The organism is Streptomyces sp. NPDC093252 (assembly GCF_040683675.1).
In the GTDB taxonomy this organism is placed as follows: domain Bacteria; phylum Actinomycetota; class Actinomycetes; order Streptomycetales; family Streptomycetaceae; genus Streptomyces.
This window is the reverse complement of sequence record NZ_JBFBEM010000012.1, coordinates 155,467-170,042: the sequence shown is the minus strand read 5'-3', so window position 1 is coordinate 170,042 and position 14,576 is coordinate 155,467. Positions and strand designations below refer to the sequence as shown.

Annotated in this window: 5 protein-coding genes; 4 read left to right on the top strand and 1 reads right to left on the bottom strand. The window is 74.5% G+C overall.

What is annotated here, in order from left to right; genetic code table 11:
• Positions 1-64: 64 nt before the first annotated feature.
• Entirely contained in the window at positions 65-1,762 is a 1,698-nt protein-coding gene (paaN, locus tag AB0O01_RS25120; protein WP_365316700.1) for a phenylacetic acid degradation protein PaaN, read from the bottom strand.
• Positions 1,763-1,930: 168 nt separating this feature from the next.
• Here paaN and AB0O01_RS25115 point away from each other — a divergent pair, with 168 nt between their 5' ends.
• The 4 genes from AB0O01_RS25115 to AB0O01_RS25100 all read left to right on the top strand — a co-directional run bounded on the left by AB0O01_RS25115 (position 1,931) and on the right by AB0O01_RS25100 (position 14,558).
• Positions 1,931-3,448, top strand: coding sequence for a 3-hydroxyacyl-CoA dehydrogenase (locus AB0O01_RS25115; RefSeq protein WP_365316699.1), 1,518 nt, complete (start codon positions 1,931-1,933; stop codon positions 3,446-3,448).
• Positions 3,445-4,038: a TetR/AcrR family transcriptional regulator gene (locus tag AB0O01_RS25110; RefSeq protein WP_365316698.1), complete on the top strand. Its 594-nt coding sequence runs from the start codon at positions 3,445-3,447 to the stop codon at positions 4,036-4,038. The genes AB0O01_RS25115 and AB0O01_RS25110 overlap by 4 nt, the downstream gene beginning before the upstream one ends.
• A gap of 253 nt (positions 4,039-4,291) precedes the next feature.
• A complete protein-coding gene (locus tag AB0O01_RS25105) occupies positions 4,292-4,432 on the top strand; it encodes a hypothetical protein (RefSeq protein ID WP_365316696.1) in 141 nt (46 codons plus the stop codon).
• Between the two features lie 238 nt (positions 4,433-4,670).
• Positions 4,671-14,558: a hypothetical protein gene (locus tag AB0O01_RS25100; protein WP_365316695.1), complete on the top strand. Its 9,888-nt coding sequence runs from the start codon at positions 4,671-4,673 to the stop codon at positions 14,556-14,558.
• Positions 14,559-14,576: the final 18 nt, after the last annotated feature.

The window sequence follows — 14,576 nt, the reverse complement described above, 5'->3', positions numbered from 1 at the left end:
CTCCTCGCGCCAAGGCCGTGGCCCGGACGTTTCGGATGTCCGGGTCACGGCTGCACCTGCAAGGTCACCCTTCCCGCCGTACCTCGATCACCCGGAACCGGCTCGCCACGAACGCCCCGTCGGTCAGCGCCGCGTTCGCCGCCGGGTTGCCGCCGGAGCCGTGGAAGTCGGAGAACGCCGCTGTCTGGTTGACGTACACCCCGCCGGTCAGATTCAGGGACAGTTGCGCGGACTCCTCCAGGCAGACGTCCTCGACCGCCCGCTCCACCTCCGCGTCCGTCGTGTACGCCCCGACCGTCATCGCGCCCTTGTCCCGTACGGTCCGCCGCAGCAGTTCCACCGCGTCGGCCGCGGAGTCGACGGCGACGGCGAAGGACACCGGCCCGAAGCACTCCTCCAGGTACGGGGCCTCGTCGTCCGGCTTGGCCGCGTCCAGCTTGACGATCACCGGCGTGCGGACCACCGCGTCCGGGAAGTCCGGGTGCGCCACCTCGCGGGAGGCGAGCGCGACCTCGCCGAGGCCCGCCGCGCCCTCCAGCCGGGCCCGGACGTCCGGGTTGACGAGCGCGCCGAGCAGGGCGTTGGCCCGCGCGTCGTCGCCGAGCAGCCCGGACACCGCGCCCGCGAGATCGGCGACGACCTCGTCGTACGTCCTGGGGCCCTGGTCGGTGGCGATGCCGTCGCGCGGAATGAGGAGGTTCTGCGGCGTGGTGCACATCTGGCCGCTGTAGAGGGAGAGGGAGAAGGCGAGGTTGGCGAGCATGCCCTGGTAGTCGCCGGTGGAGTCGATGAGGACCGTGTTGACGCCGGCCTTCTCGGTGTAGACCTGGGCCTGGCGGGCGTGGGTCTCCAGCCAGTCGCCGAAGGCGGTGGAGCCGGTGTAGTCGATGATCCGGACCTCGGGGCGGGTGGCGAGGTCCTTGGCGATGCCCTCGCCGGGGCGCTCGGCGGCGAGGGCGACGAGGTTCGGGTCGAACCCGGCCCCGGCGAGCACCTCGCGGGCGACGGCGACCGTCAGCGCGAGCGGCAGCACCGCGCGCGGATGCGGCTTGACCAGGACGGCGTTGCCGGTGGCGAGGGAGGCGAACAGGCCCGGGAAGCCGTTCCAGGTCGGGAAGGTGTTGCAGCCGATGACCAGGGCGATGCCGCGCGGGGCGGCCGTGAAGGTCTTGGTGAGGGCGAGCGGGTCGCGCTTGCCCTGGGGCTTCACCCACTCGGCGGTGCCCGGCGTGCGGGTCTGCTCGGCGTAGGCGTAGGCGACGGCCTCCAGGCCGCGGTCCTGGGCGTGCGGGCCACCTGCCTGGAAGGCCATCATGAACGCCTGCCCCGAGGTGTGCATCACCGCGTGCGCGAACTCATGGGTGCGGTCGCTGATCCGCTTCAGGATCTCGATCGACACCAGCGCGCGCACCTCCGGCCCGGCGTCCCGCCAGGCGCGCTGCCCGGCCTTCATCGCGGGCAGCAGGACGTCGAGGTCCGCGTGCGGGTAGCTGACGCCCAGCTCGATGCCGTACGGGGAGGTCTCGCCGCCGACCCAGTCGTCCGTGCCGGGCTGGCCGAGGTCGAGGCGGGTGCCGAGCAGGGCGTCGAAGGCGGACCTGCCCGCGGCGGCGTCCAGGCTGCCGTTCTCCCCGTACGCCTTGGGGTGCTCGGGGTGGGGGGACCAGTACGCGCGGGTGCCGATCGCCTCCAGGGCCCGGTCGAGGGTGGGGCGATGGCGGGTGATCAGTTCGTTCGCCGAGAGGGCGGCGGCGGGCGGCATGGGGGACCAACTCCTCGTCCTGGGCAGAAACAGGGGCAGAAACAGGGGCGGGGGCAAAGGACAGGAAGGGACAGGAAAGGCACGACAGAGCTAGAGTAACCGAACGATCGGTCGGTACAAGGGGGTCCGGCGTATCTGTGGACAACCCGGTGCGGGAGGATCGCGCACATGACAGCACTCGACCTCAGCAGCCCCGTGGCCGTCGCGGGCGCCGGCACCATGGGCCAGGGCATCGCCCAGGTCGCCCTGGCCGCGGGCCATCCCGTACGGCTGTACGACGCCGTACCGGGGCGGGCTCGGGACGCGGCCGGCGCGATCCTGGCCCGGCTGGACCGGCTCGTCGCCAAGGGACGGCTGGGCGGCCCGGAGCGCGACGCCGCCCGCGCGCGTCTGCGGCCCGCCGAGGGCCTCGCCGAGCTGGCGGACTGCGCCCTGGTCGTGGAAGCCGTCCTGGAGGACCTGGACACCAAGCGGGACCTGCTGCGGGCCCTGGAGGACATCGTCACCGAGGACTGCCTCCTCGCCACCAACACCTCCTCCCTCTCCGTCACCGCCCTCGGCGGCGCCCTGCGCGCCCCCGGCCGCCTGGTCGGCCTGCACTTCTTCAACCCGGCGCCGGTGCTGCCGCTGGTCGAGGTGGTCTCCGGGTCCGCCACCGACGTGTGGTCGGCCACGCGCGCGTACGAGACGGCCCGCGCCTGGGGCAAGACCCCGGTGGCCTGCGCCGACACCCCCGGCTTCATCGTCAACCGCATCGCCCGCCCCTTCTACGCCGAGGCGTTCGCCGTCTACGAGGCCCAGGGCGCCGACCCGGCCACCCTGGACGCGGTGCTGCGCGAGAGCGGCGGCTTCCGGATGGGCGCCTTCGAGCTGACCGACCTGATCGGCCAGGACGTCAACGAATCCGTCACCCACTCGGTCTGGACCGCCTTCTTCCAGGACCCCCGCTTCACCCCCTCCCTCGCCCAGCGCCGGCTGGTCGAGTCCGGCCGCCTCGGCCGCAAGACCGGCCAGGGCTGGTACGACCACCGCCCGGACGCCGAGCCCGCCGAACCGCACACCGCGGAACCGGCCGCGCCGCCCGCGTATGTCGTCGCCGAGGGCGATCTCGGCCCGGCCTCCGAACTGCTCGCGCTGATCCGCGAGGCGGGCATCCCGGTCCGCGAGGAGGACGAGGACCACGGCACCCGGCTGGTCCTGCCCGGCGGCGGCCAGCTCGCCCTGGCCGACGGACAGACCTCCGTCGAGTTCCGGGACGTCGTCTACTTCGACCTGGCGCTCGACTACCGCAGGGCGACCCGCGTCGCCCTCTCCGCCTCCCAGGACACCACCACCCGGACCCTCGCCGAGGCGACCGGCCTCTTCCAGGCGCTCGGCAAGAAGGTCAGCGTCCTCGGGGACGTCCCCGGCATGATCGTCGCCCGCACGGTCGCCCGGATCGTGGACCTCGCCCATGACGCCGTCGCCAAGGGCGTCGCCACCGAGGAGGACATCGACACCGCGATGCGGCTCGGGGTGAGCTACCCCCTTGGCCCCTTCGAATGGAGCCGCCGCCTGGGCCGCAACTGGGCGTACGCCCTCCTGGACGACCTCCATCTGCGCGATCCGTCCGGCCGCTACGCGCCGTCCCTCGCGCTCTACCGCCACGCCTACGCCACCGACAAGCGGGAGGGCAGCACCTCATGACCGCCGCCAAGCGCGACACCTACACCCCCGATACCCTCCTCTCGGTCGCCGTCCAGGTCTTCATCGAACGCGGCTACGACGGCACGTCCATGGAGCACCTGTCCCGCGCGGCGGGCATCAGCAAGTCCTCCATCTACCACCATGTCTCCGGCAAGGAGGAACTCCTGCGCCGCGCCGTGAGCCGCGCCCTGGACGGCCTCTTCGCCATCCTGGAGGAGCCCCCCGCGCGCGAGGGCCGCGCCGCCGACCGCCTCGAACACGTCGTCCGCCGCATGGTCGAGGTCCTCATCACCGAACTCCCCTACGTCACCCTGCTGCTGCGCGTCCGCGGCAACACCGACACCGAACGCTGGGCCCTGGAGCGCCGCCGCGACTTCGACCACCAGGTGGCCGAACTCCTCAAGGCCGCCGCCGCCGACGGCGACGTACGCGGGGACATCGAGGTCCGTCTCGCCACCCGGCTGGTCTTCGGCATGGTCAACTCCATCGTGGAGTGGTACCGCCCGGACTCGCGCGGCGCGGACGCCCATGAGGTGGCGGAGGCGGTGTCGCGGCTGGTGTTCGAGGGGCTGCGCCGACAGCAGACCTGAGGGCCTTGAGGGCCTTGAGGGCCGTGAGGGCTTTGGGGGTGCTGGGGGTCCTGGGGGTCCTGGGGGGGCCTTGCGAGTGTGACGGCCGTGGCAGCCCTGACGGTCGTGGAAGAGGGCACCAATGGGCAGGGTGCGGGCGGCTGTGACGCAGGACATTGACAGGTGTTCCGGGCGCATGGATGGATGACGGGATCGACTGTCCGTATCCGTCGGCCCCCCGAGGGCACCGACGGCCCCAGCGACGGAGACACCCGTGAACGCAGTTCCCCGACCGGCGGCGCGCCGGTCGCAGGGCTGCCCCACGGCCCCCGCGCATCTGCTGAGCCTGTTCGCCGCCGACCGGGCCGTCGATCTGCTGCGCGTGAACAGCGCGCTCTGTACCGCGCGGGGCTGAGCCCGCGGCCCGGGACCGACAGCGTGTCCCGGCCGGCCCCCGCCTCCCCGGCCCGCGCCGGGTGAAGCGCGTGCGCGGCGCGTTCGGAGCGCCGCCGCTTCCAGCCCCGTCCCGGTACCGCCACGCCAGTGGCCCCGGTCGATGGCGCACCGCCCCGGTCCGGGGCACACCCTTCCCCACCGGGAGCGAGCGAGGGCGGTTCTGCCCGCCGGAACTCCTCCTGAACGGGACTGACGCCATGCCCTCGGACGACCTCAACAACCTGTTCCTCGTGCTCACCGGCCAGCGGATGCCCGAAGCCGACCCGGCGCTGATGGAGCAGTACCTGGTGCTGCCCCAGCGCGAGCTGGAGGAACAGCTCGGGCAGGTCGAGGAACTCCTCACCCGCGTTTCCCAGTCGGTGTCGGACCAGACGACCGGCGAGTTCGGCGAGGCGTACCTCCGGGCGATGCAGTCCCTGGCGTCGCCGGAGGGGCTGTCGGTGCTGGCCGGGCTGCGGGACACGGCCCGCGAACTCGGCGACACGGCCCAGGAGTCGGCGTACCAGGTCGCCTACACCAACCTGATGATCATCCTCCAACTGGGCCTGTTCCTGGTCGAGTTCGCCCTGACCTTCCTGATGGCGATCTGGAATCCCGCGGGCGCGCTGCTGCGGCAGTCGTTCCTGAAGGCGCTGTACCGGGCGATCCTCAAGAGCCTGGTGGCCCGGGTGGTGGCGTCGATCCTCGTCCAGGAGGTGATCCAGGTCGGCCTCGCGGTGGCGATGGACCGGCTGGCCCAGTGGATGCTGGCCCGGCAGGGGATGCACACCACCCAGGGCAACACCTACCTCTTCCAGGCGATCGGGTTCGGCGCGGTCGCGGGGCTGGTGGCGGTACCGATGCAGTTCGCCGCGTCCTGGCTGGCGCAGAACCTGAACAAGGTGCTGAACCGGAACCTCCGGGGCTCGGTGTCCGGCCTCGTGGACGAGGCCCTGACGCCGGGCGGCGGTCCGAAGGGTTCGGGGGGCGGCGGGGGCGGCGCGGGCGGTGTGCTGCCGGACAGGGTCTTCGCCCGTGACCTCGGCGACCGGGTGACGGACACGGTGGGGCTGCTGGCCCGCGGCGCGGATCCCGACCCGGTCGGCGGCACCTTCGTACGGGACATGGGCGAGATCTTCGGGCGGCGGTTCGGCGACGAGCTGGGGGACGGTCCGGCGCGGGAACTGGGGGAGGGGTGGGCGTCCGCCTTCCTGACCCACCTCGGGCGGGACGACCTCGGCGACGCCCTGCGCCGGGCGCTCGACGGGGGGCTGCCCGCGTCCTACGGGAGCGGTGTCACACGGGCGCTGTCGTCCGGGGTGGCGGATCTGCTGGGCCGCAGCCGGCCGGCCAAGTTCCTGGACTTCGTCGTCCAGGGTGTGGTGGGTGACGGTCTGACGGGGCTGGGCGCGGAGATGGTCTACAACGCCATCGCGTTCCGCCAGTTCAGCGTGAGCGGGGGTGGGTTCCTGACGTCGATCACCAGTGAGCGGACGGCGTCGGCGCTCGATCTGAAGGCGACGTGGCTGGCGGGGAAGGTGCGGACGGCGTTCGAGGGGGGGCTTTCGATCGGGACGCCGGGGGCGCCGGGGACGCCGGGTGCGGGGACGCCCTCGACGACGGCTTCGACGACGGCTTCGGGGCCTGCGCCGGCTTCGACGCCGACGCCTGCGCCGGTTCCTACGCCGACCTCGGTTTCCGAGCCGAGCCCGACTTCGACTCCGGTTCCGGTTCCGGTCCTGACCTCGACCTCGACCTCGACGCTGACCTCGACTCCGGTCCCGACTTTGGCTCCGGTTCCGGTCCCGGTCTTGGCTCCGGTTCCGGTTCAGATCTCGACTCCGGCTTCGACTCCGGTCCTGACGTCGACTTCGAGCCTGCCCTCGGTTCCGGTCCCGGTTCCGGTCCCGACTTCGACTCCGATTCCGGCCCCGACATCGGCCCCGGCCCCGACTTCGACTCCGACTCCGACTCCGGCCCCGAGTCTGACCGGGGTTTCGACCCCGATCCCTACCCCTACCTCAGCTCCGACCTCAGCTCCGACCCCGGTTCCGACCCAGGCTCAGATTCCGACCTCAACGACCCAGACGCCAACGACCCCGACCCCAACCCCGACTTCCACCCCGACCCCCACCCCCACCCCCACGCCAACCCCGCCCCCACCCTCGCCCCAGCCCGCAAGCGCCACCCCGGCGGCCGAACCCACCCCCGCAGCGCCCGCAGCGATGAACACCGGCCCCGGAATCACCGAGGGCATCGATGTCGGCGCCCTCCGCCCCGGGGGCGTGGACGGTGACCCGGGCGGCCCGGTGCCCCCGGTGGTCAGCACGGACGTGGATGACAGCGGACCGCTCCCCGGCGACCGGCGCCTCACCGCCGCCGTCGACGCCGCCGCACACAGCGCCCGCACGGAATTCGACGCCCGCACCTCCTCCCCCACCCCCGCTCCCACCCCCACCCCCGTCCCCTCCTCCACCCCCACCCCCCTCGCCCTCATCAACTGCGTGATCCTCGTGGAGCACCTCGCCCGCCACCTCTACCCCGCCAACAGCCTCGACCTCTTCCAGCGCCCCGACCGCACCCCCGGCGGCACCGGCATCCGCCTCCCCGCGACCCTCGACGACAACCACCTCGGCACCAAGCGCGCCGCCCCGCGTCTCGCCCCCGGCCCGGTCTGGACCACCGTCACCCAGGGCAGCACCCTCACCGACGCCCTCGCCGCCGCCGGTCCCGGCTCGACCGCGCTGATCCTCGCCCAGAGCACCACCGGCCCCGGCCACGCCTACGCGGCCCACCAGACCGACACCGGCACCCGCTGGATCGAGATGCAGGCCGAGGGCGGCCCGAACATCGACCACCGCTCCCGCGACCGGTTCCCCCCAGGCACCCAGGCGGTCGTCATCGGCCCCGACGGCACCATCCGGCCCGACGCCCTGCCGAGCGTCCCCCGCCCCACCACCAGCACCACGGCCGACGCCCTCACCGACCCCCCGGCCACCCGCGCCCACGGCGCCCTGCCCCCCTCCACCCGCACCGGGCCCGGCATACTCCCCGCCCTGCGGGCCGAACTCCGCTCCCTGCTGGACGACCGCCCCGGCACCCCACCCGGGACGCCGACCGGCCACCACCTCCCCGACACGACCGCCCTCGCCGTGGACCGGGCCGCCGAGCGCCTGGATCTCGTCGCCGCCCTCGGACTCACCCTCCCCGGCGCCGATCTCACCGCGCTGCGCGCCGCCGTGGCCCAGGCCGCCCACGACCCGGCCCCGAACCCCACCCCGGAGACCGTCCAGCGGCTGGAGACCGAGGCCGTGTCGGTGACCGACCTCGCCGATCAGCGCCTGCGCGGGTTCCGCCGGGAGAACCTCCCGCTCGCCGAGGTCTACGGCATCACCCCGCACCACCGTTTCACCCCGCAGGACGCCGCCGCCGTGGCCCGCCTGGAAACCCTCGCGGCGCCGACCCCCGACGACCACCACCCCCACCACCGCCGGCGCGCCCTCCTCGCCCTCGCCGAGCGGGCCGGCATCGGCACCAGGACCGGCGCCGTGGTCGACGCGGTCCTCCCGCACGCCCGGCTGTCCCGGCTGCTTGCCCTCGGCAGCCTCGCCTTCACCCTGCACGGCCGGGACTTCGACACCGGGCACCTGGCCGTCCTGCACACCCTCACCGACCCGCTCGCCGCCACGCATCCGCGCCCCCGCGACCTCCAGAGCCTCGTGCGCGGCTATCTGCCACCCACCGACCACGCCCCCGTCACCCTGGCCGACGCCCGGGCCCTGACCGAGCTGGTCGCGGCCCGGCCGGAGGGCGCCGGACGCCTCACCCCCGCCCGGCTGCGCGCCCTGTGGGAGACGGCCACCGAGACCGCCCGTACGGACGCGGCGGCCGTCGCCGGGTCGGCGGCACTCGCGGTCGAGGGCACGGACCCCTTCGCGGCCCTGTCCGAGCAGGCCACCGAGGAGCACGCCACCCTCCGGACGTCCCTCGCCGAACTCCAGGTCCTGGCCGGGCAGCCCTGGCGTCCCGGCGAGCACGACCGAACGGTCCGGCTGCGCGGGCTGTCGGCCCGGCTGCACGACCGGGTGGAGGACTTCCACACCGCGCGCGCCGAGGAACTCGACTCCTCCGCCCGCCCCCGGCTCGACACGGCCCGCGACCACCTCCCCACCGACCGCCGGACGGAACTGGACGCCCTCACGGACCGCTGGGACGAGGCGACCCACCGCCGCACCACCCCTGCCACCGCCTCCACTGTCCACGACCTCCTCGTCCTCACCACCGAACTCGACTCCCTCACCACCGAACCCGAGCCGCAGCCCGTACCGGAACCGGCAGGTCCCACCACCCGCCGCCTCCCCGGCCGCGTCCTGCACGCCCTGCGGCACACTCCCGAACAGCCGCTCCCCTGGGGCGAGTGGGGCCGGGTGGCCCGTGTCGGACCGTTCCCGCTCGACGCCCACGAGGAGTTCGCCACCTGGGGAACCGCCCCGCTGCCCGAACCCCTCCGCGCCCCCGCCCGGACCGCTCTGGCCACGACCCTCGCCACCCTGGGCACGGTGGCCGCGGGCCGCCTCCTGGCCTCGCCCGAAGGGCTCCCGCTCACCCTCCCCGGCCTCCGTCACCCGGTGACCCTCCGGCTCCGGATCGGCGGCCTAGACGGCGATTCCGGCGCCCACTACCGGCGCCCCGAGGACATCGGCTCCGCGCAGACCGGGGCCCGTCCCTCCCAGGCCCTGGATCTGCCCCAGATCATGAACCCGTCGACGTTCGACGGCTTCGGCGACCACCGGTCCGTCTCCCTGCCGCTCGGCCCGGTCGCCACCGCCACCGGCAACCCGCGCCTGCCGGGCTTCGCCCTCGGCCCCACCCTCTCCGCGAACGGCTCCCGGAGCCACGGCACCTACACGGGCGCGGTCATCCAGACCGTCCGCCAGGTCTGGCACCAGCAGTTCGCGTACTTCGAGGCGACGGACAGCACCTGGGCGATCTCCTACCCGAACCCGAACCCGAACCCGAACGAGAACCCGAACGAGAACCAGAACCCGGCCCCCGACGCCCCCCTCACCACCATCACCCTCCCCACCCCCACCCTCCTCGCCTTCCCGGACGACGAGTCCCCCCTCACCACACCCGAAGGCCCTTCCTGGACCACCGAGGTCCGCCCGCCCCTGACCCTGCCCTCCCCGTCCCCGCCCGCCACCTCCGCCGCCTTCCACGCCGTGCTGGGCCGGGTCACCACCCTCACCGAGGCCCTCTCGGTCGACGGCGGCCCCCGCCCCGCGGCGGCCCGCGTCCTGGCACGGTTCCCGGCCGCCGGACCCACCCTCGTCACCGCCGTACAGGATCTGTTCTCGGACGACTTCCTCTACCAGGTGCACGAGCACGTACTCGGCGCCGGATACACCTCCGCGGTCTTCCCCGTCACGGGTACCGGCACCGGCGACACCGGAGGGGACTGGGCGGCCTTCCGGCTGACGTCCCAACTGGTCTCGGCGCAGCACATCGACCTCAGCTCCGGCTATGTCCAGCAGGACGCCCGGCACCTGTTCTGGTCCGGGGAGTCGGAGGGCGCGAGCAGCGGGGTCTCGCTGGGGCTGTCGGGCGGTCTGACGCCGCCCAGCGCCACCACCGCCTCCGGGACCGTTCTCAGCGGGGGAGTGCGGGGCTCGCTCGGCGGCTCGCTGTCGGCCGCCCGCTCGCTCGCCGCCTCACGCGGCGGCGGGGACTGGCGGTACGTCGCCTATCCCAGCGACACCCATGTCTACCGGCTCCGGCTGGACCTCACCACCGACGTCCGGTCGTCCGTCCGGACCGCCACCGGCACGGTCACCCACGCCCTGACCGTGTACGTACGCGTACCCGAGCGCGACAGCGCCCGCTTCGAGGAGGAACTCTCCGCCGCGACCACCACCCCGGACGCACCGACCACCACCCCGGACGCACCGACCACCACCCCGGACGCACCGACCACCACCCCGGACGCACCGACCACCACCCCGGACAACGGGACACCGCCCCCCACCACCCCCCACCCCCTCCCCCCGCCCGGTGTCCTCCACGGGCTCAGCCGCGGCACCTCCGTCGTCGATCTGCTGGCCGGTGCCGACCGGCTGGTCCCCACGGCCCTCGCGGAGATCGACCACGCCCTGCGCGACCCGCGCCTCGCGGCGGTGGTGGCCCCCCTCCCCGCCCTCACCCGGCACACCCTGGAACGCGAACTCGGCCAGCGCTTCTCCCTGGCGGCCCTGCTGCCGTACACCAGCCAGGCTATCAGCGACCGGGCCGGTTTCCGGCGCGGCTTTCCGGTCGTCGGCGGCGACGTGTGGATCGACGTACGGCTCACCATGGCCCCCGCCGGACCCTGGAGCACCGACCGCATCCCCTGGGCCCGGATCGACCACTACCCCATCTCCTACAGCGACCTGGGCGCCCGTGAGCGGGTGGCGGCGCAGTTCGGCGGCGGGGCGGGCGGCGGTCTGACGGTCCGGCCCCCCGGGCTCGCCCTGACCAGCGCGGGATTCTCCGGCCAGTACGGGGGCTCCCTCGCCGGTTCCTCGGCCCTGACCGTCCGCGCGGGCGCCTGGGCGTCGCTGGGGTTCGTCTACGAGGGCCCGGCGCTGGCGATGACCGTCCCGGCGGTGTACCGGCTCCAGGTCGCCGTGGACTTCGTCCCCCGCCAGCCCCACGGCACCGCGTACCAACTGGGCCGCCACCTCCTGGACCGTATCGGCGACACCGTGACCCGCCGCCCCACCACCGCCCAGCCCCAGCAGCCCCCGACCCGTACCGTCCACCGCACGGCCGAACTCCCCGGCCTGATGCGCCACGTCATGGCGGAGGGCCTGGCCCCCAGAGGCACCACCCCGCTCCCCCTCCCCACCCCCACTCCCACCCCCCTGGGCTCGGCGGTGACCCGCCGCCTCCCGCCCCTGTCCCCCGGCACCCCCACCCCCGTCCCGCCGCCCCCCTCCTGGTCCCGTCTGGCGGGCGAGACGGCGGAGGTGCTGCGCCCCGACGACCTGCCGGTCGAGATCCTCGGGATCCGCGCGCTGCGCGCCACCGCCGAGGCGCTGCTGACCGAGGCGGGCATCGCGCCGCACAGCGCGGCCGACGGCCTCGACTCCCTCAACGAGGACGATCTGATCGGCCGTTCGATGTGGGGCGGGGGACCGGTGGCGCACACCTTCACCGTCGTCCGGGCGGGAACGTTCGGGGACCGCCACGCGGTGGTCACCGTGGCGGGGCGGCCGTACTCGCTCACCCCCGAGCCGGGCCGGGTGGAGCTGCGGCAGAGCGACATCATGGACTCCGAGCCCGCCCTGGTCCTCGGCGGTACGCGGAGCGTCTCGCACTCCGTCTCGGGGCGGCTCGGCGATCTCGCCGGGCAGGAGGCGTCCGGGGGAGTGTCGGGGAACCGCACCCTGCGCAGTGTCCAGAGCACGGCCATCGAGTCCCACGAGGTCCTCACCGGCCGCTGGATCTCCCACGAGCCGCGCCCCTACACCCCCCACCGCGGGCACATGCTGTGGACGACGACCGTCCGCACCTGGCAGGGCAACATGGCCGGGAGCTGGTCGGCGGCGGAGCACCGGGCGCAGACGCTGGTCGAGGGCGGGGTGGTGGTCCTGCGCCCGGAGGCGCGGCAGCCGTCGCAGCCGCCGCCGCCCGGGGTCCCCGAGCGCCTGTCCCCGGCGGAGGTCCCCCTGATGGCGGCGGGGGACACCCTGGAATGGACGGGCCCCCATCCGGGCGGGGACCTCAACCCCGTCCTGGCGATGGTCGGCGAGGTCCTGGCCGCCGTGGACAGCCGCCTCCTCCACACCCAATGGCACACCCCCACCGACACCACCGGCACCACCGGCACCACTGCGCCCCCCACCGGCACCACTACGCCCCCCACCGGCACCACTGCGCCCCCCACCGGCACCACTGCGCCCCCCACCGGCACCACCGGCGACGCGCCCCCCACCGGCCCCCGCCGCACCGGCCTGCCCTCCACCCTGCACACCATCCTCGGCCACGACGCCCTGCTCGCCCACCGGGACACCCTCCTCGGCCCCGGCCTGGTCCTGCACCTGTCCCACTCCCTCCCCGGCCTCACCGCGCAGTTCAGCCTCGTCCTGCGGGCCGCCCCGCCCCCCGGCGGCGAGGGCTACACCTACCGGGGCACCACCGACGCCGAGGTCTCCACGTACCGCCTGCACACCCACCGCAGTGTGCGGTCCGGCACCGCGACGCTCGGCTACGGCGCGGGGGCGAGCGCGTCCACCTCGGCGATCCCCGCCACCCCGGAGGTGAGCAGCTACGCCGGGGCGGGCTTCGACGGCAGCCGCTACCGGTCGAGCCAGTGGGGCGCCGGGGACATCCTGCGGCTGCGGGACGTGACGGGGGTGACCGGCGGCAGCCACCGCTACGAGGGGCGGCTGCGGATCACGGCGACGCTGTACCGCGACTACGTCCCCTCCAAGGCGCTGCACGCCCTCAGCCTCGGTCTGGCGTCCCCGGCCCTGACGCTGGGCCGCAGCCTGCGCCTGACCCTGGCCCCCGGCACGACCACCCCCACGACGGCCACGGGCCACGTGGACGTACGGGACGGAGTCCTGATCCCGGCGTCACTGAGCCCGACCACCGCCCTCCCCCACACAGCCGTCCGCGTCGACACCCCGGAACCCCGGGACACCCCGCAGGACCCCCACCAGGGCATCGAGCTGGCGACCCGCACCCCCCAGGATTCGCGCCCCCTGCCCGTGACCCGGGAGCACATCCTGACCCGGGGTGTCCTCCCGGCCGGAGTGGACGCCCAGGCGCTGCGCCGGCTCTTCGACGACTCCCTGACGGCCCTCACCACCCCCGGCGCCGCCCCCGCGGCCGTCTCCGAACTCCTCACCGCCGCCGGACTCCCCTTCGAGGCGTTCGCGGCGGTGCTCGGCCGCCATCAGGTGATGGCGGGCTTCCACCTCACCCTCGGCGACGGCCACACCTTCCCGGACCTGATCCGGGACAACGGCCCGCTGACCACCCTGCGCGGCGCACTCCACATCCGGCACCGCTTCTACGACCCGGTCCCCCTGGGCTGGGTCACCGCCCGCCACACCGCCGAGACCCTCCGGATGTCGGAACACGTCCTGTCCTACGGTTCGGGCGACGACGGCACGCTCTCCGCGAGCGGCGGCCCCAGCTTCAGCACCGCCACCCACACGGTCCCCGTCACCCCCGGCGGCTCCCTGGGCCAGAACCACGACCACGGCGGCGGGGCCTCCGAACGCCTGGTCCAGCCGGTCGCCGTCCGCCGGGAGACGCCCTACCTCCGCGTCAACGCGGGCCTCCTGGTGACGATCCGGGTGGACGCCGCCCAGCGGCAGGGCCCGCTCGCCCACTCCTCCGGCTCCACGCAGCTCACCTACCGCCTGGACCGGGCGACGGAACTCCTCATCGACCCGGAAACCGCCCTCACCCTCGGCGTCCCCCTCCCCACCACGGGCATTCCCACCCCCCACGGCCGCTACTTCCCGCACCTGCCCGACGGCCCCGACCTCACCCGCCTGCGCGCCGCGCACGCCCTGCCCCGCTACGGCGACTGGTCCCCCGTGGCCGCGGACTACGACCCCCACACCGACCGCGTGGTCCTCACCACCTCCCCCTCACAACCGACGCCCCTGACCCTGGATCCGGAACAACTGGCGGCGGCCCTCCTGGACGGCACCGACGCGCAGGACAGCCGTCCCGTCATCCTGGTGGCGGGCGGAGTCTCCCCCGCCTTCGCCGCGGCCCTCGCCCGGGCCCTGGGCCGCGATGTGCTGTCGACCACGGCGGGGATCCGCCAGGACACCGACCTCCACGCCCTCACCCCGGACGGCCTCCCGGCCCCCTGGACCCACTACCGCCCGGACGGCACCACCACCACCCACCACGGCGACTCCCTCACGGAGGTGATGGAACACCGACTCGCCCCACCCCACCGGACCCACCGCACGCCTCCGCCACCGGGCACGACGACCCCGAACCCACCCGTGTGGTGGCGCCCCCCGCCCCCGCCCCCGACCCCGGCGTCCGGCACAGCGGACCACATCGAGGCGATCCTGACGGGGGCGGTGTCCCACTGAGGGCGCGGGCGCCATCCG